Genomic DNA, 21,696 nt, shown 5'->3' with positions numbered 1-21,696 from the left:
CGTACCCAAGATGTTCGCACTGTGAACATGCATTCGCTATACGAACGGGAGGGTAGCTATGGCCGTGCCCCTGGACGAGGCGGTCGGGCAGCTCGTCCACGACGGAGACACCGTCGCCTTGGAAGGCTTCACCCACCTCATCCCCGTGGCCGCCGGGCACGAGATCATCCGTCAAGGTCTGCGCGACCTCACCTTGGTGCGGATGACGCCCGACATCGTCTACGACCAGCTCATCGGCGCCGGTTGCGCGCGCAAGCTCGTCTTCTCCTGGGGTGGCAACCCCGGGGTCGGCTCGCTCCACCGTTTTCGAGACGCCGTCACCCACTCCTGGCCGGTCCCGTTGGAGATCGAGGAACACAGCCACGCCGGGATGGCCAATCGCTACGTCGCGGGCGCCTCCGGGCTCCCCTTCGCCGTGCTGCGCGGCTACAGCGGTACCGACCTGATCGGCAACAACCCCCACATCAAGACCATCGTCTGCCCCTTCACCGGGCAGGAGTTGGCCGCCGTCCCCGCGCTCAACCCCGACGTGACCGTCATCCACGCCCAGCGCGCCGACGCCGCCGGCAACGTGCAGCTGTGGGGCATCACCGGGATCCAGAAGGAGGCCGCCATGGCCGCCGACCGGGTCCTGGTCACCGTCGAGGAGGTCGTCGACGAGCTCGAAGCCGTGCCCGGCCAGGTGGTCCTGCCGGCCCGGGTCGTGGACGCGGTCAGCGTGGTCCCCGGTGGGGCCGCCCCCTCCTACGCCCACGGTTACTACGAGCGCGACAACGCCGCCTACCGGGACTGGGACGCCGTGGGGCGCGACCGTGAGGCCTTCGGCGCCTGGCTGGCCGAACTCACCGGGCCCACCGGTTCCCAGACCCCATCGACCTCCGACCCCGAACCCGTGGGAAAAGGCGCATGACCACCCTGACCTGGACCTCCGACGAGATCATGACCGTGACCGCCGCGCGCTCGCTGCGCGATGGCATGTCCTGCTTCGTCGGCATCGGTCTGCCCAGCACCGCCGCCAACGTGGCGAGCCGCACCCACGCCCCCGACCTGTGGATGATCTACGAGTCGGGAACCCTGGGCGCCTCCCCGGACCACCTGCCGCTGTCCATCGGTGACGGGATCCTCGCCGAGACCGCCGACACGGTGGTGTCGGTGCCCGAGGTGTTCAACTACTGGCTCCAGGCCGGGCGGATCGACGTCGGTTTCCTCGGCGCCGCCCAGATCGACCGCTACGGCAACATCAACACCACCGTCATCGGTGACTACGCCGACCCCAAGGTGCGTCTGCCCGGAGCGGGTGGTGCCCCCGAGATCGCCGCCTCCTGCCGCGAGGTCATCGTGATCATGCGGCACGGTCGACGGGCCTTCGTCGACAAGGTCGACTTCGTCACCTCGGTCGGGCACGGCGCGGGCCCCGGTGATCGGGAACGGTTGGGGCTCACCGGTGCCGGACCGGTGCGGGTCATCACCGACCTGGGCGTGCTCGAACCCGACCCGATCACCCGCGAGCTCACCCTGGTGGGCGTGCACCCGGGTGTGGAGGTCGCCGACGTGCGCGAGGCCACCGGTTGGGACCTGAGGGTCGCCGAGGATCCACGGCGCACCCCCGAGCCCACCGGCACCGAACTGTCCGTTCTGCGCTCCCTGACCGGTGCGGCCCGACCCTGACCCGATACCGTTTACCTAACGCCGTTAGGTAACTGTACGCCCCACACCCCAGGAGACACCGGTGACCGACGTCCACGTTCTCGACGCCGTCCGCACCCCCTTCGGTCGATACGGCGGCGCCCTCTCGGGCGCCCGCCCCGACGACCTGGCCGCCCACGTGGTCCGCGCCCTGGTCGAGCGCGCGCCCCACCTGGACCCCGCCGCCCTCGACGAGGTCCTGCTCGGCAACGCCAACGGCGCGGGCGAGGAGAACCGCAACGTCGCCCGCATGGCCGCCCTCCTGGCCGGCCTTCCCACCTCCGTGCCCGGGGCCACCGTCAACCGACTGTGCGGCTCCGGGATGGAGGCGGCCGTCCAGGGCGCCCGCGCCGTCCAGACCGGCGACGCCTCCCTGGTCCTGGCCGGGGGAGTGGAATCCATGAGCCGGGCCCCCTGGGTGATGCCCAAACCCACCAAGGCCTTCCCCGTCACCGACGGCGCCCTGCACTCCACCACCCTGGGCTGGCGCATGGTCAACCCGCGCATGCCCAAGGAGTGGACGCTGTCGCTGGGGGAGAGCACCGAGAAGCTCGCCGACCGGTACGGCGTCGACCGCGCCGACCAGGACGTCTTCGCCCTGGCCAGCCACACCAAGGCCGCCGACGCCTGGGCCAAGGGCGTCTTCGACGACGAGATCGTCCAGGTCGAGGGCGCCCACCTGGAACGTGACGAGAGCATCCGCGAGACCTCCCTCGACAAGCTCGCCTCCCTCAAGCCCGCCTTCCGCGAGGAGGGCACCATCACCGCGGGCAACGCCTCACCCCTCAACGACGGCGCGGCCGCCCTGCTGTTGGGTGACGACGCCGCGGTCCGGGCCACCGGGCACGAGCCCCTGGCCCGCCTGGTCAGCCGGGGCGTGGCGGGGGTCGATCCCGACGTCTTCGGCATCGGCCCCGTGCGCGCCGCCGAGGTCGCCCTGGACCGTGCGGGCATCACCTGGTCCGACCTGTCGGCGGTGGAGCTCAACGAGGCCTTCGCCGCCCAGTCGTTGGCCTGTATCCGCGGCTGGAAGGGGCTGGACCCCGACATCGTCAACCCCAACGGCGGCGCCATCGCCATCGGTCATCCCCTCGGTGCCTCGGGGGCGCGCGTCATCGGCTCACTGGCCCACCAACTGCGCCGCAACGGTGGCGGTTGGGGGTTGGCCGCCCTGTGCATCGGGGTCGGTCAGGGGTTGGCCGTCGTCCTGCACGCCTGAACGGGCACGCCTGAAAGGAACAGCACCATGTCCGACACCTCCCACGAGGGTCTGTACGTGCCCGGCTACGTGCGCGACCACGACACCCATCCCCCGCTGGACTACCCGTTCTACAAGAGCACCTCGCTGCGCCACCCCCGACGTCCGCTCACCCTGCTCCCGCACATGCTCACCGAGATCACCTCACCCGTTCTGGGCGAGGACCGCGTCGTCGGTGACGACCACGACCTGACCCGCCAACACGACGGCGAAGCTCAGGGTCAGCGCATCATCGTGCACGGGCAGGTCCGTGACAGCGACGGCCGCCCCGTCCCGCACACCCTCGTGGAGATCTGGCAGGCCAACGCCGGTGGCCGTTACCGGCACACCGCCGACAACTGGCCCGCGCCCCTGGACCCGAACTTCAGTGGTGTGGGCCGTGTCCTCAGCGACGACCAGGGCCGCTACCGGTTCGTCACCATCCGCCCGGGCGCCTACCCCTGGAAGAACCACCAGAACGCCTGGCGTCCCGCCCACATCCACTTCTCGCTGTTCGGCCGCGCTTTCACCCAGCGCCTGGTCACGCAGATGTACTTCCCCGACGACCCGCTCTTCTTCCAGGACCCCATGTGGCAGTCGGTCCCGGACGAGAGGGCCCGCGAGCGCATGCTCGCCCGTTTCGACTACGACACCACCGAACCCGAGTGGGCCCTGTCCTACCGGTGGGACATCGTGTTGCGCGGACGCGAACAGACCCCGTTCGAGTCCGAGGAAGAGGTCCTGGAGGACGACGAGTGAGCACCCATCCCACCACCCCGTCCCAGACCGTGGGCCCCTACCTGCACATCGGCCTGCCCTGGCCCGACGGCCCCTTCGCGGTCGCCGAGGGCACTCCGGGCGCGGTGTGGTTGCGCGGCACCGTCTACGACGGCGCGGGCTCGCCGGTCACCGACGCCCTGATCGAGACCTGGCAGGCCGACCCCGACGGTCGCTTCGACCACCCCGACGACCCGCGTGGGGCCCGGCACCTGCCCGGCTTCCGCGGGTTCGGGCGCTGCCCCACCGACGACACCGGCTCCTACGCCGTCCTCACCCTCAAACCCGGCCCCGTCCCCGGGCCCACCGGGGACCAGGCCCCGCACGTGGACGTGTCGGTCTTCGCGCGCGGCATGCTGCACCGCGTGGTCACCCGCCTGTACTTTCCGGAGGAGGAGGGCGCCAACGCCCAGGATCCGGTGTTGAACACCATCGAGGACCCGAGGGCGCGCGCCACCCTCATCGCCCACCGTGAGGACGACGGCTACCGCCTGGACATCCACCTGCAGGGCGAGGACGAGACCGTCTTCTTCGACATCTGAGCACAGCGAGGAAACCGCCATGACCGGCCTGTTCGACGGGGTTCTCGACCGAGGCCCCGTGGGTCCGCTCACCGACGACACCGCCTGGCTGCGGGCTCTGCTGGACGCCGAGTCCGCCCTGGCCGGGGCGTTGGCCGACACCGGACTCATCACCGTCGAACAGGCCGGTGCCATCGCCGACGCCTGTGTCGCCGACCGCTACGATCCCGTGGCCCTGGGCGCGGCGGCCGCCGGCGGGGGCAACCCCGTCATCCCCCTGGTCAAGGAGCTGACCGCGCGGGTCCGTGCGAGGGACCCCGAAGCCGCCCGGCACGTACACCGCGGTGCCACCAGCCAGGACGTCATGGACACCGCGGCCATGCTGGTGGTGCGCCGGGCCGGTCGCGCGTTGCACACCGACCTGACCCTGCTGAGCGTCGACCTCGCCGACCTGGCCCACCGGCACCGCACCACGCCCATGCCGGGGCGCACCCTCCTCCAACAGGCCCTGCCCACCACCTTCGGCGCCGTCGCGGCCGGCTGGGCCCAGGGGTTGAGTTCGGCCGCCCGGCGGCTCGACGAGGTCCTCACCCACCATGTGGCCGCCCAGCTCGGCGGCGCGGTGGGCACCCTGGCCTCCCTGGACCCGCACGGCCCCGACGTGGCCGCCGCCTACGCCGCCCGCCTGGAACTGCCCGAACCCCCGTTGCCCTGGCACACCGAACGCGGGCGCGTGGCCGAGGTCGCCGCCGTCCTGGGACGGGTGTGCGGTGCGGCCGGAACCGTCGCCCAGGACGTGGTCCTGCTCGCCCAGACCGAGGTCGGGGAGGTCACCGAGGAGGGCGGTGTCGGGGTCGGGGGGTCCTCCACGATGCCGCACAAACGCAATCCGGTCGCGGCGGTCTCCGCCCTGGCCAACGCCCGACAGGCCCCCGGGCTGGTCGCCACCCTCCTGGCCGCGCAGATCCAGGAACACCAGCGTGCGGCCGGTTCCTGGCACGCGGAGTGGCTGCCCCTGACCGACCTGCTGCGCCGGACCGGTTCGGCCGTGTCCTGGCTGCGCACCGGCGTCGAACGTATGCGCGTGCACCCCGACCGAATGCGCGCCAACCTCGACCTCACCGGCGGCCTGGCCCTGAGCGAACGCCTGACCACCGACCTGATCCCCGAACTGGGTCGTATGGAGGCCCACCGCCGGGTCACCGAGGCCTGCCGGGAGGCGGTGGCCCAGGGCCGCGACCTCGTCGACGCGGTCACCGAACGCCTCGAAGGGGCACGCACCTCCGAACAGGTCCGTGCCCTGCTCGACCCGTCCGCCTACCTGGGCGCCGCCCCCGTGTTCACCGATCGGGTCACGGGTAGGACCGGCCCGGATGGGATCGGCCGGCCGAGTCGTACCGACAGTGAAGAAGGAAGTCCATGAGCGTTGAACTCCACCACACCGTGAGCGGCCCGGCGGACGCCCCGCCCCTGGTCCTGGGGGGTTCCCTCGGTACCACCCTGGACATGTGGGAGCCGCAGGTCCAGGCCCTGTCCACGAACTTCCGGGTGATCCGGATCGACCATCGCGGACACGGGGACTCGCCCGCGCCGGAGGGCCCCTACAGCATGGCCGACCTGGGCGGGGACGTGTTGGCCCTGCTGGACCGGCTGGGCATCGAACGCGCCCACTACGCGGGGCTGTCCATCGGTGGGATGGTCGGTCAGTGGTTGGCGATCAACGCCCCCGAACGGATCGACCGGCTCGTCCTGTTGGCGACCTCTCCCCACATGGGTCCGGTGCGGAACTGGCGCGACCGCGCCGCCACGGTGCGGGAGAAGGGCACCGTCGCCCTGGCCGGCACCGTGGTGGAACGTTGGTTCACCCCCGGCTTCGTCGAGGAGTATCCCGATGAGGTCCGTGTGCTGCGCGAGCAGATCGTGGCCACCCCCGACCAGGGGTACGCGGGCTGTTGCGGGGCCATCGAAGGCCACGACACCCGCGAGGACCTGCACCGTGTTTCGGCCCCCACCCTGGTGGTCTCCGGGGCCCAGGACCCTTCCACCCCGCCCGAGGAGCACGGCGCGCTACTGGCCGAACGCATCCCCGGGGCCCGCTCCGTGGTGCTGGAGGGTGCCGCGCACCTGCTCTCCTGGGAACGCGCCGGGCGGGTGAACACGCTCATCACCGAACACCTGACCGCCGCGGACCGGTACGCCGCCGGCATGCGGGTGCGCCGGGGCGTGCTCGGTGACACCCACGTGGACCGGGCCGAGTCGCGCAAGACCGAGTTCACCGAACCCTTCCAAGACCTGATCACCCGGTACGCCTGGGGTGAGATCTGGACCCGCCCGGGGTTGGATCGCCGTACCCGCAGTTGCATGGTGCTGACCGCCCTGGTCGCGAAGGGGCACTGGGGCGAACTGGCCATGCACGTGCGCGCCGCGCTGCGCAACGGGTTGAGCCCGGACGAGATCGGTGAGGTGTTCTTGCAGGCCGCCATCTACTGCGGGGTGCCGGCCGCCAACAAGGCCTTCGCCCTCGCCCAGGAGGTCTTCGACGAACAGGACTGATCCCCTACCGGGCGGTCCAGGGTCGGAAGTACCCCACGCGGGGGTGCGCCGGTCATGGCTTGAAGGCGACCCCGGAGAGCTCCCAACGTTTGACGCCGGGATCGGCCGGCCGGGAGATGGGGTCGCGGTCGGGGTTGCGCCAGGTGGAGCAGTCCACCTTGCGCGGCTCCTCCTCGCGACCGTCGGTCCAGGCGCTGACCACCTCCAACCCCTCGAATACGGCGGCGGCCTCCTGGGGACTGCGCACCCGGCCCCAGGGGGTGCCGAAGGACAGGATCTTGTCGGTCATCCAGGCTGCGGCCTCGGGGTCGTCGGAGACGATGTGGGAGAAGATGATCGCAGACCCGGGGGCGAGCCGTTCCACCAGCCCGCGCACCATCCCGAAGGGGTCGCTGTCGTCGGGCAGACAGTGCAGCAGGGACACCATCATGACGCAGACCGGCCGGTCGGGGTCGATGAGCTTGACGGCCTCGGGCGAGCGCAGGATGCGGTCGGTGTCGCGGATGTCGGACAGCAGGAACGCGGTGGTGTCGGTGTCACCGAGCAGGGCGCGTCCGTGGGCGAGCACGATCGGGTCGTGGTCGATGTACAGGACCCGGGCCCGGGGGTTGGCCCGTTGGGCGACCTGGTGGGTGTTGTCGGTGGTGGGCAGGCCGGCGCCCAGGTCGAGGAACTGGTCGATGCCGCGCGAGCTCACGTAGTCCACGGCCCGGCCCAGGAAGGCCCGGTTGTCGTTGGCGAAGGAGACGAGTTCGGGGATGCCCGCGGCGAGTTCTTCGCACGCCTTGCGGTCGGAGGCGAAGTTGTCCTTTCCGCCCAGCAGGTAGTCGTACATTCGTGCGATGCTGGGGGTGTCCATGTCGATGTGCGGGGGGAAGCGATCGGCCATATGAGAATACCAATCAGGGCTAGTTGTTCGAGTTCGTCTCCAGGTGAATGGTAACCGTGTTTCGTCGGACTTACCGGCGTTCGGCGAAAGAAAAACGGGTGGGCCGTTCAGGGGGTCTCGAATTGGGGGAGCTCGTCGGCGACAAGTCCCGGTGCGGCGGCTCTGACGCGGTCTCCGGTGCCTGAGGGGAGGGTGGGAACAGGGGGTTGTGGTATCGGGTTCCAAAATGAGTCGGGCGAAAACCGATCCGTGGTTATCGCCCCCGCGGCCAAAACATCACCGGAGCCTTCTTCCCTCGAATACGAAGAGTCCTCCCCGTCGTTCTCGACGCTCGGAAGTTCCCTATCACCCGTGGAGAGGTCCCGGACCAGCGCGACCAACGACCGTCGGTCCAGGCCCGCCCACCGGGTCAGCACGAACGGGTCCGCGTCGGCCTGTTCGCCCAGTGCCGCGGCCACCGCTCGCAGATGGGCGCACCGTCCACGCCAGTGCTCGCACGAACAGGTCGTGACCAGGTCCCCCCACCCCGCCGGGACCAGGTCCAACCCCAACAGCGCGAACACCCGCGCCGCGGCCTCGGGCAGTTCACCGGCCAGTAGCCGGGCGCGGAAGAGCGGTTGGGAGGCCAGCGCGGCCCCGACCCGGGACCACTCACGCTCGGGCCACACGGCGCGGATCAGGCTCACCTCGTGAGGGCCCACCCGGGCCAGCGCCTCGCCGGGGCGCACCCGCAACCCGGTGACGGTCTCGGCGCCCCCCGAACCCGCCAAGGCCTCGCCCACCAGAGTCGACCAGCTCATCCGGCCACCGCCTCGGGTGCCAGGCGCACCACCTCGCGCAGGTCCTGTACCGACAACCCGCCCAGCCACTCCTCGCCGGTGGTCACGGCGGCGTCGGCCAGCGCGCTCTTGCGTTCGATCATCTCGTCCACACGTTCCTCCACGGTGCCCACGCACACCATCTTGCGCACCTGCACGTCGCGGCGCTGACCGATGCGGAACGCCCGGTCGGTGGCCTGGTTCTCCACCGCCGGGTTCCACCAGCGGTCCACGTGCACCACGTGGTTGGCGGCGGTCAGGTTCAGGCCGGTTCCGGCGGCCTTGAGGGAGAGCAGGAACACGGCCGGTCCCCGCAGCGTCTGGAAGTGCTCGGTCATGTGCTCGCGGTCGGCCCGGGAAGTGCCCCCGTGCAGCCACAGCACCGGAACCCCCAGACGAGAACGCAGGTAGGGCGCCAGACGCTCGCCCCAACGCGCGTACTGGGTGAAGCACAGCGCCTTGTCGCCCTCGGCCACGGCCTCGCCCAGGATCGCCTCCAACCGCTCCAGCTTGCCCGAACGCCCCGCCAGGGCCGACCCGTCCCCCAGGAACTGCGCCGGGTGGTTGCAGATCTGCTTGAGCCGCGACATCGTCGCCAACACCAGCCCCTTGCGCTCCTTGTCGTCGGCCTCGGCCAGACGCTCGCCCATCTCGTCCACCACGGCCTTGTACAGCGAGGCCTGCTCGGGGGTGAGCGTGCACCAGGTGCGCATCTGGTGCTTCTCGGGCAGGTCGGCGATGATCGACCGGTCGGTCTTCAACCGGCGCAGCACGAACGGGCCGGTCAACCGGCGCACCAGGTCCGTGCCTCCACCACCACCGTCGCCGCCCGAGCCGCCGGGACCGTCCAAGGACGCCGCGCCACCGTCCACCTCGGCCTCGGCGCGGTCGGCCACCGCGCGTTGGAAGTCGGCGGACGTGCCCAACAGCCCGGGGTTGGCGAACTCCATCACCGACCACAGCTCACCCAGGTTGTTCTCCACCGGGGTTCCGGTGAGCGCGATACGGGTCGCGGCCGGCAGTGAACGCACCGCTCGCGCCTGGCGGGTGTCGTGGTTCTTCAACGCCTGCGCCTCGTCGCACACCACCCGGTGCCAGGGCATGCCCGCCAGTTCGTCGGCGTCGCGCGCCACCACTCCGTAGGTGGTGACCACCAGGTCGCAGTTGCCGACGATGCGCGCCATCGCGTTGCCCGTGGGCCGGTCCGGTCCGTGTTGGACGTGCACCCGCAGGTCGGGGGCGAACCTCTCCGCCTCGCGCCGCCAGTTGCCGACCAGCGACACCGGGCACACCAGCAGGGTGGGACCGGGGGCGGACCCCTCGGCGCGTTCGTCGGTGAGCAGCGCCAACAACTGCACGGTCTTGCCCAACCCCATGTCGTCGGCGAGCACCGCGCCCAGGCCCAGTTCGCCCAGGAACCGCAGCCAGGAGGCACCGCGGTCCTGGTAGGGGCGCAGCGCCCCCTTGAACCCGACCGGGGTGCCCATGGGGCGGGGCTCGGCCTTGGCGCCACCGTTCAGCAGGGCGCCCAGGGGGCCGTCGGCCACCACGTCCGCCACCGGCAACGGGACGGGCGCGGCCCCGATGGCGGCCCTCAGCGCCTCTTCCCGGCCCATCGGTCGCCGTGCGCCGCGCCGCATCAGCTCCAGCGCCGAGGCGACCCGCTCGGGGTCCATCTCCATCCATCGGCCGCGCACGCGTACCAGCGAGCGTTTGAGCCGGGCCAGTTCGGCCAGCTCGGTGAGTTCGTCCTCGCTCAGCGCGGTGGTGTCCTCGGGGCCGGTCAGCAGCGCCTCGAAGGACACGTCCACCAGGTCCATGGGGCTCACCCCGCCGCGACGGCGGCGCGCGGGTTCCTCGGCGACGGTCATCCGCAGGGCCAGGCCGTCGCGCCGGCTCCATTCGGGCAGTACCACGGAGAACCCGGCCTCGGTCAGACGTCGGGCCCCCTCGCCCACGAAGGCCTGGGCCCCCGCGGTGTCCATGAACAGTCGGGCCGGGGCCAGGTCGGCCAGGGCCCGGCTCAGGGCGGGCAGGTGGCGGGCGGCGCGGCGCAGGTCGGCCAGGGCCGTGCTGGCCACGTCCCGGGGCAGCCACGCGGCGCCCTCGCCGAGCCAGACCTGTTCCAGGGGCAGTCGCAGGCCGGGATCGGTGGTGGAACGGACCCAGAACTCCAGGGTCCAGGGGCGAGGGCCGTTACGCGGCCCCTCTGGTTCGGGTTCGCGCAGTACGAACACCAGTCGGGCGCGGCCACCGCCGCGCACCCGGTCCCGCCACTCGCGCAGGGGGCCGCGCAAGGCGTCTGCGGCGTCGTCGTCCAGGCGAGTGCGTTCGGTGGTCAGGGCGGTGGCCAGCCGTGCGGCGGGGGAGGGGAGCCCGTCCCCGTGGACGTGTTCGGGGGCCCGGGCCAGCCGGCGGGCCACGGCGTCGGTGAGCAGTTCCAGGGGCGCCAGCACGCAGGAGCGGGCGGCCTCGGCGCGTTCGGGGCCGTTCAGGTGGGCGATGGCCGCCGGTGGCAGTGCTTCGGTGAGGGCGGACAGGTGTTCCTCGGCGGTGTCCAGCGGGGCGGGCCGCCAACGAGCACGCGGTGGGGTACCGACCAGGTCGGGTAGTACGCACCCGGCGTGGACCAGGCGTTCGGCGAAGGCGTGCACGCCGCACAGGTGGGTCAGGGCCGGTCCGATCCGGGGTGCGTCAGCGTCGGTCGGTCGCGTGCGCAGGGAGCCGAGGAGGAGGTCGGCTCCGACCGTGTCCAGTGCCAGGGCGGGGACACGCCAGGTCCCGAATCCGCCGGCCGGTCCCGACGTTCGTTCTCCAGGGGCGGGGGAGAGGGAGCGCAGGGGGAGACCGTCGGCCTCGGGCAGGGTCAGGAAGGACTCGTTCGGTGCGAGGCGCTCCGGTGGAACCCCGGCCCGGGTGAGCAGCGCGCGCAGCCCGGCCAGATCCTCGGCGAAGGGGTGCGCGCCCGGTGCCGGGTCGCTCACCGCCTCGCCCTCGGCCCACACCATCAGTGTGTCCCTGGACCACATCCCGTGCAGAACCCGCACCGCGCCCCCCTGTTGAACACGCCCGACGTCGCCGGCCCCCAGTATGGCGGGGACCGGCGACGTTTCCGTGTTCGGGTGGGGAGGCCCGCCCTCAGAGCCTGGCGGGCACGGTGTTGCCCACGGCCAGGATGCCCTCGCGCATACGTACGCGCCACAGCAGGAATCCGCCGAGCACGAAGAAGGCCAGCAGTGACAGGATCGCCACCCGGTAGCCGCCGGTCATGGCGACCGCGATGGTGACCACCAGCGAACCCAGGAACGTGGAGCCCTTGTCGGAGATCTGGAAGAGGCTGAAGTACTCCGCCTCTCGACCCTTGGGGATGAGCTGGGAGAACATCGAACGGGCCAGGGACTGGGTACAGCCCAGCACCAGGCCGATGCCCACGCCCAACGCGATGAACAGGGGCACGTTGCCCGCCGGCATCACGTAGCCCAGGCCCACCAGCAGGCCCCAGACCACCAGGCTGCCCAGCACGGTCTTCTTGGGGCCGATGTGGTCGGCGATCCGGGCGGTGGCGAACGCCCCGGCGAAGGCCACGAACTGGATGATGAGGATCGTGACGATCAGCACGTCCTGGCTCAGGCCCAGGTCCTGGGTGGCGAAGGGCGCCGCGTAGCGGATCGCGGCCTGGACGCCGTCGTTGAAGAAGATGAAGGCGAAGAGAAAAAGCACCGTATTGGGATATTTGCGCATGTCGCGCACGGTTCTCCCGAACTGGCGCAGTGACTCGCCGACCTTGGCGCGTCCGTCCCCGCGCGCGGCCAGTGCCCCGTAGCGGTTGCGCAGCGGTTTGATCGCCACCACGGTGAACCCGGCCCACCACAGGCCGACCGTGACGAAGGCGATGCGGGCCGCCATACCGATGTCGTCGGAGGTCAGCACCAGAACCAGGTGGACCGCCAGCAGCAGGGCGCCGCCCAGGTAGCCCAGGCCCCAACCGAAGGCGGAGACCCGGTCGCGTTCGTCGGCCGTGGCGATCTCCGGCAGGAACGCGTTGTAGACCACGATCGACAACCCGAACAGCAGGTTGGCGCCCAGGAACAGGACCGAGGCGAGCAGGTAGCCGTCGGTGGCGAAGTACAGCCCGGTGGTGCAGGCCGACCCGGCCACGGCCAGCCACAGCAGCCAGCTCTTCTTGTGCCTGGTGTGGTCGGCCAGGGCGCCCACCAGCGGCAACAGGATGATCTGTAGCAGGATCGCCACGGTGGTCAACGCCGGGTACAGCGCGTTGGGGTGGACGCTCAGGAAGTCCAGGCCCAGCGGGGTGAGGGCCAGGGAACCGTCCCGGCACGCCTCGGCGTTGGGGGCCCCGGCCGACGCGCAGGCCAGGTTGCTCAGGTAGGGGCCGATGAGGACGGTGACCACCGAGGTCATGAACACCGAGTTGGCCCAGTCGTACATGTACCAGCCGCGTTGTTCGCGTTTGCGCTGGGCCGGGTCGGGCGAGGGGTCCTGCCCTTGGATCCGGTCGGGGGTGGTGGACATGGGGGGCTATCCGTTCTTCGGGGTGGGGCGCGTGTCCTGGTTCCAGCGGCCCCGTCGGATGAGCAGGTCGCGCAGGGCGGAGGTGTTGTCGGTGACGATGCCGTCGACACCGGCGTCCAGGAGGCGTTCCATCACCTCGGGTTCGTTGATGGTCCACACGTGCACCTGCATGCCGATCCGGTGCGCGGTGCGGATGACGTCCCGGCTCAGCAACGGGAACCCGTTGCGCTCCAGCGGGATCTGGGCGCACACCGGGGTGCGCCCGGCGATGGGACGCAGCAGCGTCGACAGGGAGGCCACGCGAAGGCGGGCCACGTCCACGGGGCCGCAGGAGGTGGCCACGCGAGGACCGTACAGCCGGCGGGCCCGGTCCAGACGGTCCTGGTCGAAGGAGCCCACGCACACCCGGTCCCAGGCGTTGGTGCGGCGCAGCACCTCCAGCAGGGGCAGGACGGCGCCGTCCGACTTCAGGTCGATGTTGAAGCGGGCCTCGGGCCAGGTACCGAGCAGGTCCTCAAGGAGGGGCACGGGTTCCTTGCCGGCCACCCGGGCGCGGGCCACCTCGGCGTAGGGCAGGGCGGAGATGGCACCGGTGCGGTCCGTGGTGCGGTCCAGGGTGTCGTCGTGGAAGGCCGTGAGCACACCGTCTCGGGTGGCGTGCACGTCCGTCTCCAGGTACGTGTAACCGAGGTCGACGGCGTGTTGGAAGGCCACCGCCGTGTTCTCCAGTTCGGTGCGGCGCACTCCCTGGTCGTCGGTGAGCCACCCGCCTCGGTGCGCGAGGGCCACGGGGACTGGGGAGGAAAGGTAGGCGTGTGTCACGTGGCCCAGTATGACGGTTGTGGTGTTGAGGCGTTCGCGGTGGTCGGGTCGTGCCCGAGCGGGAAAAGCCGGAATGCCAGGTGGCACGGGCGCGGGTTCGGCCGCTCCTTGAAGGGGTGTAGGTAGTTCGTCCCCCCGAGGAAGGGAACTGTTCATGTCGCACACCTGTGGGACCCACCGTTGCCACCGTGCCTCCTGCGAGGGTCGGCGCTCGCCATGGGCGCCGGTGCGCACCCCCGCGCGCACCCCGCTGCGGCGCATGTCGGTGGGTCGTTGCGGCGCGCCGCTGTTGGAGGGCCACCGCACGCCGGCCGACGTGCGCCGGCTCGCCCAGCACATGGCCGAGGTGCTCGTGGGTCGCCGTGCGCCCGAGGTGCTGCGCGCGCACCTGACCGTGCCGGTGCGCGAGGAGTTGCGCCGGTTGCGGGGCAGCGTCGTCTGCGTGATGACCCCGCGTCTGACCAGGGTCTTCCATCAACCGCTGGGCGCCGGCGGGATGGAGGCCAGCGCGGTGATCGACTGTGGCGACCGCGCGCGGGTGTTCGCCTTCCGGCTGCGCAAGGAGGAGGGGCGGTGGGTCTGCACGAGGTTGGAGACCGACCGACGCCGCTGACGGTGCGGGGATGGAGCACACGCCGAATCTGTCCGGAAAGCCGGAATAGTCATGGATTTTCCATGGTGGGCGCGGATAAGGTCCCCAAGGAAACGTCCCCCGGACCGGGGGCCGGCCCGGCCGACGGGCTCCCAGTACCCAAGGGAAGGAGACGGCGGGCGGCACCCCGCGCCCGCCACTCATCGAATGAAACCCGCTGACATCGCACACCTGCACGGCATCAGCGCACCGTCCCTGGCACCCGACGGCTCCCGCGCCGTCTTCGCCCTGGTCCGTCCGGACCTGGAGGAGGACGCCTACCTCGGTTCCCTGTGGAGCGTGGCCACCGACGGTTCGGAGCGACCGCGTCGGCTCACCCGGGGGCTTCGCGACAGTGCGCCCCGTTACTCCCCGGACGGTCGTTGGATCGCCTTCCTACGCCCGGACGAGAACAAGAGGGCACAGATCCACGTCCTGCCCGCCGATGGCGGCGAGGCCTGGAAGATCACCGACCATCCGCTCGGCGCCGGTGACCTCTCCTGGAGCCCCGACTCCACCCGGCTGGCCTACACCGCCCGGATCCCCGAGGAGGGGCGCTACGTCGACGGCACCCCCGGCCAGGAGGCGCCGCGCCGGATCAGCACCCTCAAGTACCGGATCGACAACCTGGGCTTCCTCATCGACCGGCGACAGCAGATCTTCGTCAGCGCCCCGATCGATCCCACCGGTGAGGTGGGCGAACCGGTTCAGGTGACCGATGCCGAAGCCGACCACGGCCGTCCCCTCTGGACGCCAGACGGCACCGAGCTGGTCTTCGACGCGTCCCTGCACGAGAACAGGGATCACGACCTCTACGAGGACGTGTGGGCCTGCGCGCCGGAGAAGGGCGCCGAGCTCCGCCGTGTCACCCGAGGCGACCTGGGCGTGACGTCGGTGGGCCTGTCCTCGGACGGCTCCACGGTGTACTTCGTCGCCGACGAGCTCGGCGACGAAGGCACCGACTTCGTGGGCAGGGTCGGTGGTCTGTGGTCGATGCCCCTGGACGGCTCTCGCGAGCCTCGGCGCCTGACCGACACCGAAGGTCCGCGTATCAACGGCCTGGGCACCCTGGCCACGGACCGGGGCGTGCTGGTGGCGGGGGAGAACCGCGGGGCCCTCGAACTGTACCGGGTCACCCCCGAGGGGGAACGTGCCACCCTGCTGGGCGGGCGCGTGGAGGTGCAGGGCTTCGACCACGCCGGCGGGGTCACCGTCGCGGTGGCCGCGGGCGAACACGACAGCGGTGAGCTGTACGTGGTCGGGGACGGCGGGACCCGTGCCCTGACCTCGTTCTTCGAGGGTGTGGAGCCGCTGCCGGTCACCGAACTGCTCGCGCACGCCCCCGACGGTCACCCGGTGCACGGTTGGGTGTCCACGCCCCGGGGCGAGGGCCCCCACCCGGTGATCCTGATGATCCACGGCGGGCCCTTCGCCCAGTACGGGTGGCAGCTCTTCGACGAGACGCAGGTGTACACCGAGGCCGGGTACGCGGTCGTCTACTGCAACCCGCGGGGTTCGTCCGGCTACGGCCAGGAGCATGGACGGGCGATCATCGGTTCGGTGGGGTCGGTCACGGCCACCGACCTGCTGGCCTTCCTGGACGCGGCGCTGGAGGACGAGCGGCTGGACGGTTCCCGGGTCGGCGTGCACGGGGGCTCGCACGGCGGGTTCATGACCACCTGGATGGCCGCGCACCACGGTGAGCGGTTCCGGGCGGCGATCAGCGAGCGCGCCGTCAACGCCATCGACAGCTTCCAGGGAGCGTCCGACATCGGGGCGTTCTTCCCCGAGCCGCTGTACGGGCCGCCGGACTCCTGGCCCAAGGAGAGCCCGCTCACCTACGCCGACCAGATCGACAAGCCGTTCCTGATCATCCACTCCGAGCAGGACTGGCGCTGCCCGCTGGAGCAGGCCCAGCGGTTGTTCGTCTCGCTCAGGAAGCGCGGGCACCAGGCGCAGATGCTGCTCTTCCCGGGGGAGGGGCACGAGCTGTCGCGTTCGGGCCTGCCCAGCCACCGGGTGGCCCGCTTCGAGGCGATTCTGGACTGGTGGGAGAACCACCTGTAGGGGTCGCTCATGGGGGCGCCCGATCAGGGCGCCCCCAGGGTCGGGGGCCGGATACGCACGTGTGTTCGGCCCCCTTCCCTCGTCCGGTGTGAGTCGCGTCACGGTCAAGCGGGGGCTTGGTCTGGTTTTGACCCCGATTCTTCGGGAAGAATACGCCCTCATCCTCGCCTACTGGGGGATTCCCGAGCAAATGACACTCACTCGCAGGTCAGCGGGGGTCCCAATGGAAGGTCACGAAAAGGTCGCGTCCACCCCGGGGGATGAATTAGTGTTCCCTCAGGTCGGTTCGCCCCGATTCGTCACCACCCGGTGACAGTGTTCCGGCCTGCCGTTGCACTCTGCTCAGCTCGCTCAACAGCCGCCCTTTTCCCAGGAGCAGAGGCCGTCACGACGCTCGGCGACCCCTCGCGGCCCATCTTCGCCGCCCGCCGGATCCCCCTTACTCGCAGCCCCACGCCGACCCTCGGCGTGCCTTCGGGCTGCCCTGTGTCGGTAAACGGGTGTGGGAGAAAGGCAGTCGGTGTCTTGACTCGCAACCCCGAACCCACCCGCCGTCTCACCACGGTCGGCTTCGTCGCGCTGGGCGCCGTGGTGCTCTCCAGCGGTGTGGCGCTGGCCGACCCCTCCGAGTCGGAGGCCCGGGAACGTTACGAAGAGCTCCAGGAAGAGTTGTCGGTCCTCAACGAGGCCTACAACACCGCCGAAGAGGACCACGCGGCCGCCGAGGAAGAGCTGGAGGAACTGCAGGAGCAGCTCGAAGAGGCGCAAGAGGCCCTCGATGACCGCTCCGAGCGCATTTCCAGCATCGTGCAGAGCTCCTACACCAACGGCTCGGGCGACAGCTTCGGCATCTTCTTCGGTGGTGACGCCGACAGCGCGCTGCAGAACATCGCCGACGTCGACTTCATCTCCACCGGCCAGCAGGAGATGCTGTCCGACTACGTGATCGACGTCGACCACTCCGAGGAGCTGTACAACGCCGCCCAGGACACGGAGGAGGAGGCCGCCGAGGCCCTCACCGCGGCCGAGGAGGCCATGTCCCAGGGCGAGAGTGCCCTGGACGAGCAGGCCGAGGTCCTGGAACAGCTGGGCGGGGTCGATCCGACCGCCTCGCAGGCCTCCACCTCCGCCGACGCCGGTTCCTCCGGTGGCACGGCCGCGGTCTCCGGCGACGTGCAGGCCGTCCTCGACTTCGCCCGCGCCCAGATCGGCAAGCCCTACGTGTGGGGCGGCACCGGACCCGACGGCTACGACTGCTCCGGGCTGACCCAGGCCGCCTGGGCGCAGGCCGGCGTGAGCCTGCCGCGCACCACCTATGACCAGGTCAACGCGGGCACCTCGGTCTCGCGCGACCAGCTCCAGCCGGGCGACCTGCTGTTCTTCTACAGCGCCTCCGCCCCGAGCCACGTGGGCATCTACTCCGGCAACGGCATGATGATCCACGGCTCCAACCCGTCCAAGCCGCTGGAGGAGATCGACCTGGCCTCCTACTGGGACAGCGTCTTCACCGGAGCCGTCCGGCCGGGCTAGACACCGGTTCCCGCGCCAGGGCACGAGCTTGATTCGGGCCTGCGCGTCCTCGCTCCGACGGGTCGCGTATTCTTCCCCGCATGGGACGACTCATCCTCCAGATCGCCGCGGGTGTGGCGGTGGTGATCGGAGTTTTCTGGATCCTGTCGGTGCTGGTGGGACTACTGGTGTGGTTGTTGATGATCGCCCTGGTCATCGGTGTGGTCTTCCTGGGCGTCAAGATGCTCCAGACCGATTCCCGCCGCTGAACCCGCCCACGCGCCCCTCCGCCGGCCCCTCTTCGGGGCCGGTGGAGGAAACGGCGAGAAACCGACACAGCGGGCGAGCGTGACGCTCACACTCGGTGAGGAATCATCGCTATAGTGACTCTGTGTCACTGAATAAGCACGTGGGGTCTCATGTCGACGGGGTATCGCACCGCGGCCGGGTGGAACGCGTCAGCGCCCGGGTCTTCCGCAACGACTGGAACGCGCTGACGCCCCCCATCACCGGCCGCTGGACACCGGAACTCACGGTGAGCGTCGTCATCCCCGCCCGCGGCGGCCAGGACCGACTCGACCTCGCCCTGGCCTCCCTGTCCGTCCAGACCTACCCGGACCACCTCCTGGAGGTCGTGGTCGTGGACGACCACTCCTCACCACCACTGCTCCTACCCGAACACCGCCCCCGCCGATGCCGGATCGTGCCCGCCCCCGGTCACGGCTGGGGCGCCGGATACGCCCGCGCCTACGGAGCCCACGCCAGCACCGGCGACATCCTCGTGTGGATGGACGCCGACATGGTCGCCACCGGCGACTTCGTCGAGGCGCAGGCCCGCTGGCTGCACACCCACGCCGAGTGCGTCACCCTGGGCCGCGTCCGCTTCAGCGACACCGAACCCGACAGTGTCGGGTCCCTCCTGGACGCCCTGCGTTCGGGCGGGCCGGAGCGGATCCTGACCGACGACCGACGCCATACGTGGGTCGAGCGACTCCTGGACCACAGCGACCGACTGCGCGAGGCCGACCACCTCGGCTTCCACGCCCACATCGGCGCCGCGGCCGCTCTGCGACGCAGCCTCTACGAGGCCGCCGGTGGTGTGGACCCCGACCTCGACCTGGGGCAGGACACCGAGTTCGGCTATCGCCTGTGGCAGGCGGGTGCGGTCATGGTGCCCGAACCCGCGGCCACCGCCTGGCACGTGGGCCCGGCCGTCACCGCCCGCACCCGTCTGCCCTCCGAGCGCTTTCGCACCGAGGTCCTGGCCGAGCTCATGCCGCACCCGCACGCCTACCGCGAACGGGTGCCCGTCGAACGGCGCCGCATCCCGCTGGTGCACGCCGTGGTCGAGGTCTCCGGCGCCTCCTACGACCTGGTGCGCGGCTGCGTGGACCGGCTGCTGGGCGGTACCGAGGCCGACCTGGTGGTCACCCTGGTCGCCGACTGGGCGGGGGTGCGTGAGACGACCCTCGAACACCAGGGTCTGGACCTGCGTCTGATCCAGGCCAACTACCTGCGCGAACCCCGCATCACCTTCGCCTCGGTCGCCCCGCGCACCGGGTTCCCCTCCCCGTTCCTGTTCCAGCTGCCGGTGGCCTGGGGGTTGGGCGAGCTGAGCCTGTCACGGTTGCTGGCCGGCGCCGAACGCTCCCGATCCGGTCTCATCGAGCTCTTCCAGGCCTCCTCGCCCACGCGGGACACGAGGGTGCGATTGTGGCGCACCCGTGCCCTGGCCCGGGCCATGCGGGTGCGGCGAGAGGACGAGGAACTGACAGACGTGGTCGCCCAACTGCACGGGCGTTACCGCATCCACGGCGGCGAGGGCACCCTGACCGATCTGACCCTGCACCGTTCGGTGCCGCCGATGCCCGTGCCGGCGTCCGAGATCCGATACGAGGAGGATCCGGGTGTTGCGGGTGGCCCGAAGGGGGAACCGGAGGAGGAACAGGACGGGCGTGGAGCGGCCGAGGACCATCACCCGAAGGAGGAGCCCCCGCACGGCATGGTGCGACGGCGCGGCCTGGGGCGAAGGATCCGGGCGCTGTGGCACCGGGCCTGCCGTGCCTGTGGTCGGGATATGCCCGAGGGCGACGAGTCCGCCGACCCGGGAGGTCCGCCCACGGCCGGGTAGATGGGGGAAGACACCCACCCGAACGGGGACGGACCCCTTCGTATACCGCCACTTCGCGCCATCGGTGACTCTGCGCGATACGGTCTGCGCACAAGGTATCGGATCGCGAACGTGAAAGGGGCGCGCCACAGTGGTGACGCGCCCGCGATTCCCACACCTGTCGAAGATCCCCGCAGTTGGCGGACGGTGCCCTCAGATCAGGAGTTGATCGCCTCGATCGAGTCCAACAGGTTCTCCCGCAGGTTGTCGTTGACCGGCGTGGAGTCGGTCTCGGCGGAGGCCGCCTCCTGACCCTCGGGGCTGACCACGTAGTTCAGGAACGCCTTGACCCGCTCGGCCTCGCCCTCGTCCGGGTAGTCCAGGCAGGCGGTCTCATAGCTGACCAGGACCAGCGGGTAGCTCCCCGGCTCGGTGGTGCCGTAGTCCAGGTCCAACGCCAGGTCGTACTCGCTGGTGTTCTCCTCGCGGCGCGGGGAGTCGGCCACGACCTGGGCGGCCGCGTCGGGGGCGATCTCCACGAACTCGTCGCCCACACCGATGTTCGCGGCGGGCAGGCCGTGCAGGTGCGACATCTCCACGTACCCGATGGCGCCCTCGGCGCGCGAGACGGTGTCGGCGATACCGCTGTTGCCCTGCGCGGACTCGCGCGGGGCCAACGGCCACTGGCCGCCGGGCTCGTGCGGCCAGGAGTCGGGAGCGGCCTCGGACAGGTACTCGGTGAAGTTCTCCGTGGTACCGGAGTCGTCGGCCCGACTCACCTGGGTGATGGCCAGGTCGGGCAGGTCCGCGTCCGGGTTGTCCTCGGCGATCTCGGGGTCGTTCCAGTGCGTGATGTCCTGGTTGAAGATCTTGGCCAGGACGTCCGGGCTCAGATTGAGCGAATCCACGCCCTCGACGTTGAACACCACCGCGATGGCCACCACGTAGGCGGGCAGGTTGATGGTGTCGGAGTCACCGCAACGCGCCAGGGCGTCGGTGTTCTCGTCGGGGTCCATGGCCGCGTCCGTCCCGGCGAAGGCCACCGCGCCGTCGATGAACTGGTTGCGCCCACCACCCGAACCGATCGAGTCGTAGTAGATGCGCGCGTCCTCGCAGGCCGACTGGAAACCCGCGATCCAGGTGGTCATCGCGTTCTCCTGGGCACTGGAACCGGCGCCGTTCAAGCTGCCGGAGAAGCACTCCAGGTCGTCGGGGACCGCCGGCCCCGCGCCCTCGACGGCGTTGTCGCCGCCGCAGGCGGTGGTCGCCAGCATCAACCCGGCCAGTGCGGCCGAGGCGGCGCCCCGGTAGACGTTGGCCCGGCGTCCGGGACGGTCCTGGGTGCGGGTGCGCTTGTTGGGCGGGAGCACGCTGCTTCTATCCCCTTCGTCGGTGGCGGTGGTCCTCGTCGTCTTCACCGTCGGCCGCCGATATCCGGCGCGTTGTCGCTGGTAATGGAACACCGCCGATGAATTCAACCATGATCGGACCGCCTTCCCCAACGCGGGTGTGTGTGGAACCGGACGCATCCGTGGCGACTCGG

The 21,696-nt window shown here is 70.7% G+C and carries 18 protein-coding genes; 12 read left to right on the top strand and 6 right to left on the bottom strand.

Features of this window, described 5'->3' with window-relative positions; translation table 11 throughout:
- Positions 1–58 precede the first annotated feature (58 nt).
- The 7 genes from ACWGKS_RS08020 to pcaDC all read left to right on the top strand — a co-directional run bounded on the left by ACWGKS_RS08020 (position 59) and on the right by pcaDC (position 6,774).
- On the top strand, positions 59–910 hold the full coding sequence (locus ACWGKS_RS08020) for a CoA transferase subunit A (RefSeq protein ID WP_358509241.1): 852 nt from the start codon (positions 59–61) through the stop codon (positions 908–910).
- Positions 907–1,668: a CoA-transferase subunit beta gene (locus tag ACWGKS_RS08015; RefSeq protein WP_358509238.1), complete on the top strand. Its 762-nt coding sequence runs from the start codon at positions 907–909 to the stop codon at positions 1,666–1,668. The genes ACWGKS_RS08020 and ACWGKS_RS08015 overlap by 4 nt, the downstream gene beginning before the upstream one ends.
- Positions 1,669–1,729: 61 nt before the next feature.
- Positions 1,730–2,905 carry a thiolase family protein gene (locus tag ACWGKS_RS08010; RefSeq protein WP_358509235.1) on the top strand — a complete coding sequence of 392 codons (1,176 nt, stop codon included), beginning with the start codon at positions 1,730–1,732 and terminating at the stop codon, positions 2,903–2,905.
- A gap of 27 nt (positions 2,906–2,932) precedes the next feature.
- Positions 2,933–3,682, top strand: a complete 750-nt coding sequence (pcaH, locus tag ACWGKS_RS08005; RefSeq protein ID WP_358509232.1) for a protocatechuate 3,4-dioxygenase subunit beta — start codon at positions 2,933–2,935, stop codon at positions 3,680–3,682.
- Entirely contained in the window at positions 3,679–4,242 is a 564-nt protein-coding gene (gene pcaG / locus ACWGKS_RS08000; RefSeq protein WP_358509229.1) for a protocatechuate 3,4-dioxygenase subunit alpha, read from the top strand. Before pcaH ends, pcaG begins: the two co-directional genes overlap by 4 nt.
- Before the next feature lie 19 nt (positions 4,243–4,261).
- Positions 4,262–5,644: a 3-carboxy-cis,cis-muconate cycloisomerase gene (pcaB, locus tag ACWGKS_RS07995; protein ID WP_358509226.1), complete on the top strand. Its 1,383-nt coding sequence runs from the start codon at positions 4,262–4,264 to the stop codon at positions 5,642–5,644.
- Positions 5,641–6,774, top strand: a complete 1,134-nt coding sequence (pcaDC, locus tag ACWGKS_RS07990; RefSeq protein WP_358509223.1) for a bifunctional 3-oxoadipate enol-lactonase/4-carboxymuconolactone decarboxylase PcaDC — start codon at positions 5,641–5,643, stop codon at positions 6,772–6,774. Before pcaB ends, pcaDC begins: the two co-directional genes overlap by 4 nt.
- Before the next feature lie 52 nt (positions 6,775–6,826).
- Here pcaDC and ACWGKS_RS07985 read toward each other — a convergent pair whose 3' ends face one another.
- The 5 genes from ACWGKS_RS07985 to ACWGKS_RS07965 form a co-directional block, all read right to left on the bottom strand.
- A complete protein-coding gene (locus tag ACWGKS_RS07985; protein ID WP_358509220.1) occupies positions 6,827–7,663 on the bottom strand; it encodes an SAM-dependent methyltransferase in 837 nt (278 codons plus the stop codon).
- 107 nt (positions 7,664–7,770) lie between these two features.
- Positions 7,771–8,463, bottom strand: a complete 693-nt coding sequence (locus ACWGKS_RS07980) for an SWIM zinc finger family protein (protein ID WP_358509217.1) — start codon at positions 8,461–8,463, stop codon at positions 7,771–7,773.
- Entirely contained in the window at positions 8,460–11,528 is a 3,069-nt protein-coding gene (locus ACWGKS_RS07975) for a DEAD/DEAH box helicase (protein WP_358509214.1), read from the bottom strand. The genes ACWGKS_RS07980 and ACWGKS_RS07975 overlap by 4 nt, the downstream gene beginning before the upstream one ends.
- A 91-nt stretch (positions 11,529–11,619) precedes the next feature.
- Positions 11,620–13,014 carry an MFS transporter gene (locus ACWGKS_RS07970; RefSeq protein WP_358509211.1) on the bottom strand — a complete coding sequence of 465 codons (1,395 nt, stop codon included), beginning with the start codon at positions 13,012–13,014 and terminating at the stop codon, positions 11,620–11,622.
- 6 nt (positions 13,015–13,020) lie between these two features.
- Positions 13,021–13,836 (bottom strand): glycerophosphodiester phosphodiesterase, encoded by an 816-nt coding sequence (locus tag ACWGKS_RS07965; RefSeq protein ID WP_358509208.1) that lies wholly within the window; start codon positions 13,834–13,836, stop codon positions 13,021–13,023.
- Positions 13,837–13,990: 154 nt separating this feature from the next.
- Here ACWGKS_RS07965 and ACWGKS_RS07960 point away from each other — a divergent pair, with 154 nt between their 5' ends.
- The 5 genes from ACWGKS_RS07960 (at position 13,991) to ACWGKS_RS07940 (ending at position 20,174) form a co-directional block, all read left to right on the top strand.
- On the top strand, positions 13,991–14,449 hold the full coding sequence (locus ACWGKS_RS07960; protein ID WP_358509205.1) for an Rv3235 family protein: 459 nt from the start codon (positions 13,991–13,993) through the stop codon (positions 14,447–14,449).
- Positions 14,450–14,635: 186 nt separating this feature from the next.
- Positions 14,636–16,534, top strand: a complete 1,899-nt coding sequence (locus ACWGKS_RS07955) for a S9 family peptidase (RefSeq protein ID WP_452522131.1) — start codon at positions 14,636–14,638, stop codon at positions 16,532–16,534.
- 525 nt (positions 16,535–17,059) lie between these two features.
- Positions 17,060–18,064, top strand: a complete 1,005-nt coding sequence (locus ACWGKS_RS07950) for a C40 family peptidase (RefSeq protein ID WP_358509199.1) — start codon at positions 17,060–17,062, stop codon at positions 18,062–18,064.
- Between the two features lie 80 nt (positions 18,065–18,144).
- Entirely contained in the window at positions 18,145–18,312 is a 168-nt protein-coding gene (locus ACWGKS_RS07945) for a hypothetical protein (RefSeq protein WP_358509197.1), read from the top strand.
- Positions 18,313–18,491: 179 nt separating this feature from the next.
- Positions 18,492–20,174 (top strand): glycosyltransferase, encoded by a 1,683-nt coding sequence (locus tag ACWGKS_RS07940; protein ID WP_358509352.1) that lies wholly within the window; start codon positions 18,492–18,494, stop codon positions 20,172–20,174.
- A 197-nt stretch (positions 20,175–20,371) separates the two neighbouring features.
- Here the strand turns inward: ACWGKS_RS07940 and pstS are convergent, their stop codons facing one another.
- The gene (gene pstS / locus ACWGKS_RS07935; protein WP_358509194.1) at positions 20,372–21,523 is read right to left on the bottom strand and encodes a phosphate ABC transporter substrate-binding protein PstS; all 1,152 of its coding nucleotides are present in this window, start codon (positions 21,521–21,523) and stop codon (positions 20,372–20,374) included.
- Between the last annotated feature and the right edge of the window lie 173 nt (positions 21,524–21,696).

It is taken from the genome of Nocardiopsis sp. NPDC055879, assembly GCF_053615935.1.
The sequence above is the reverse complement of the archived record's forward strand: the minus strand, read 5'-3'. Positions and strand labels throughout refer to the sequence as shown.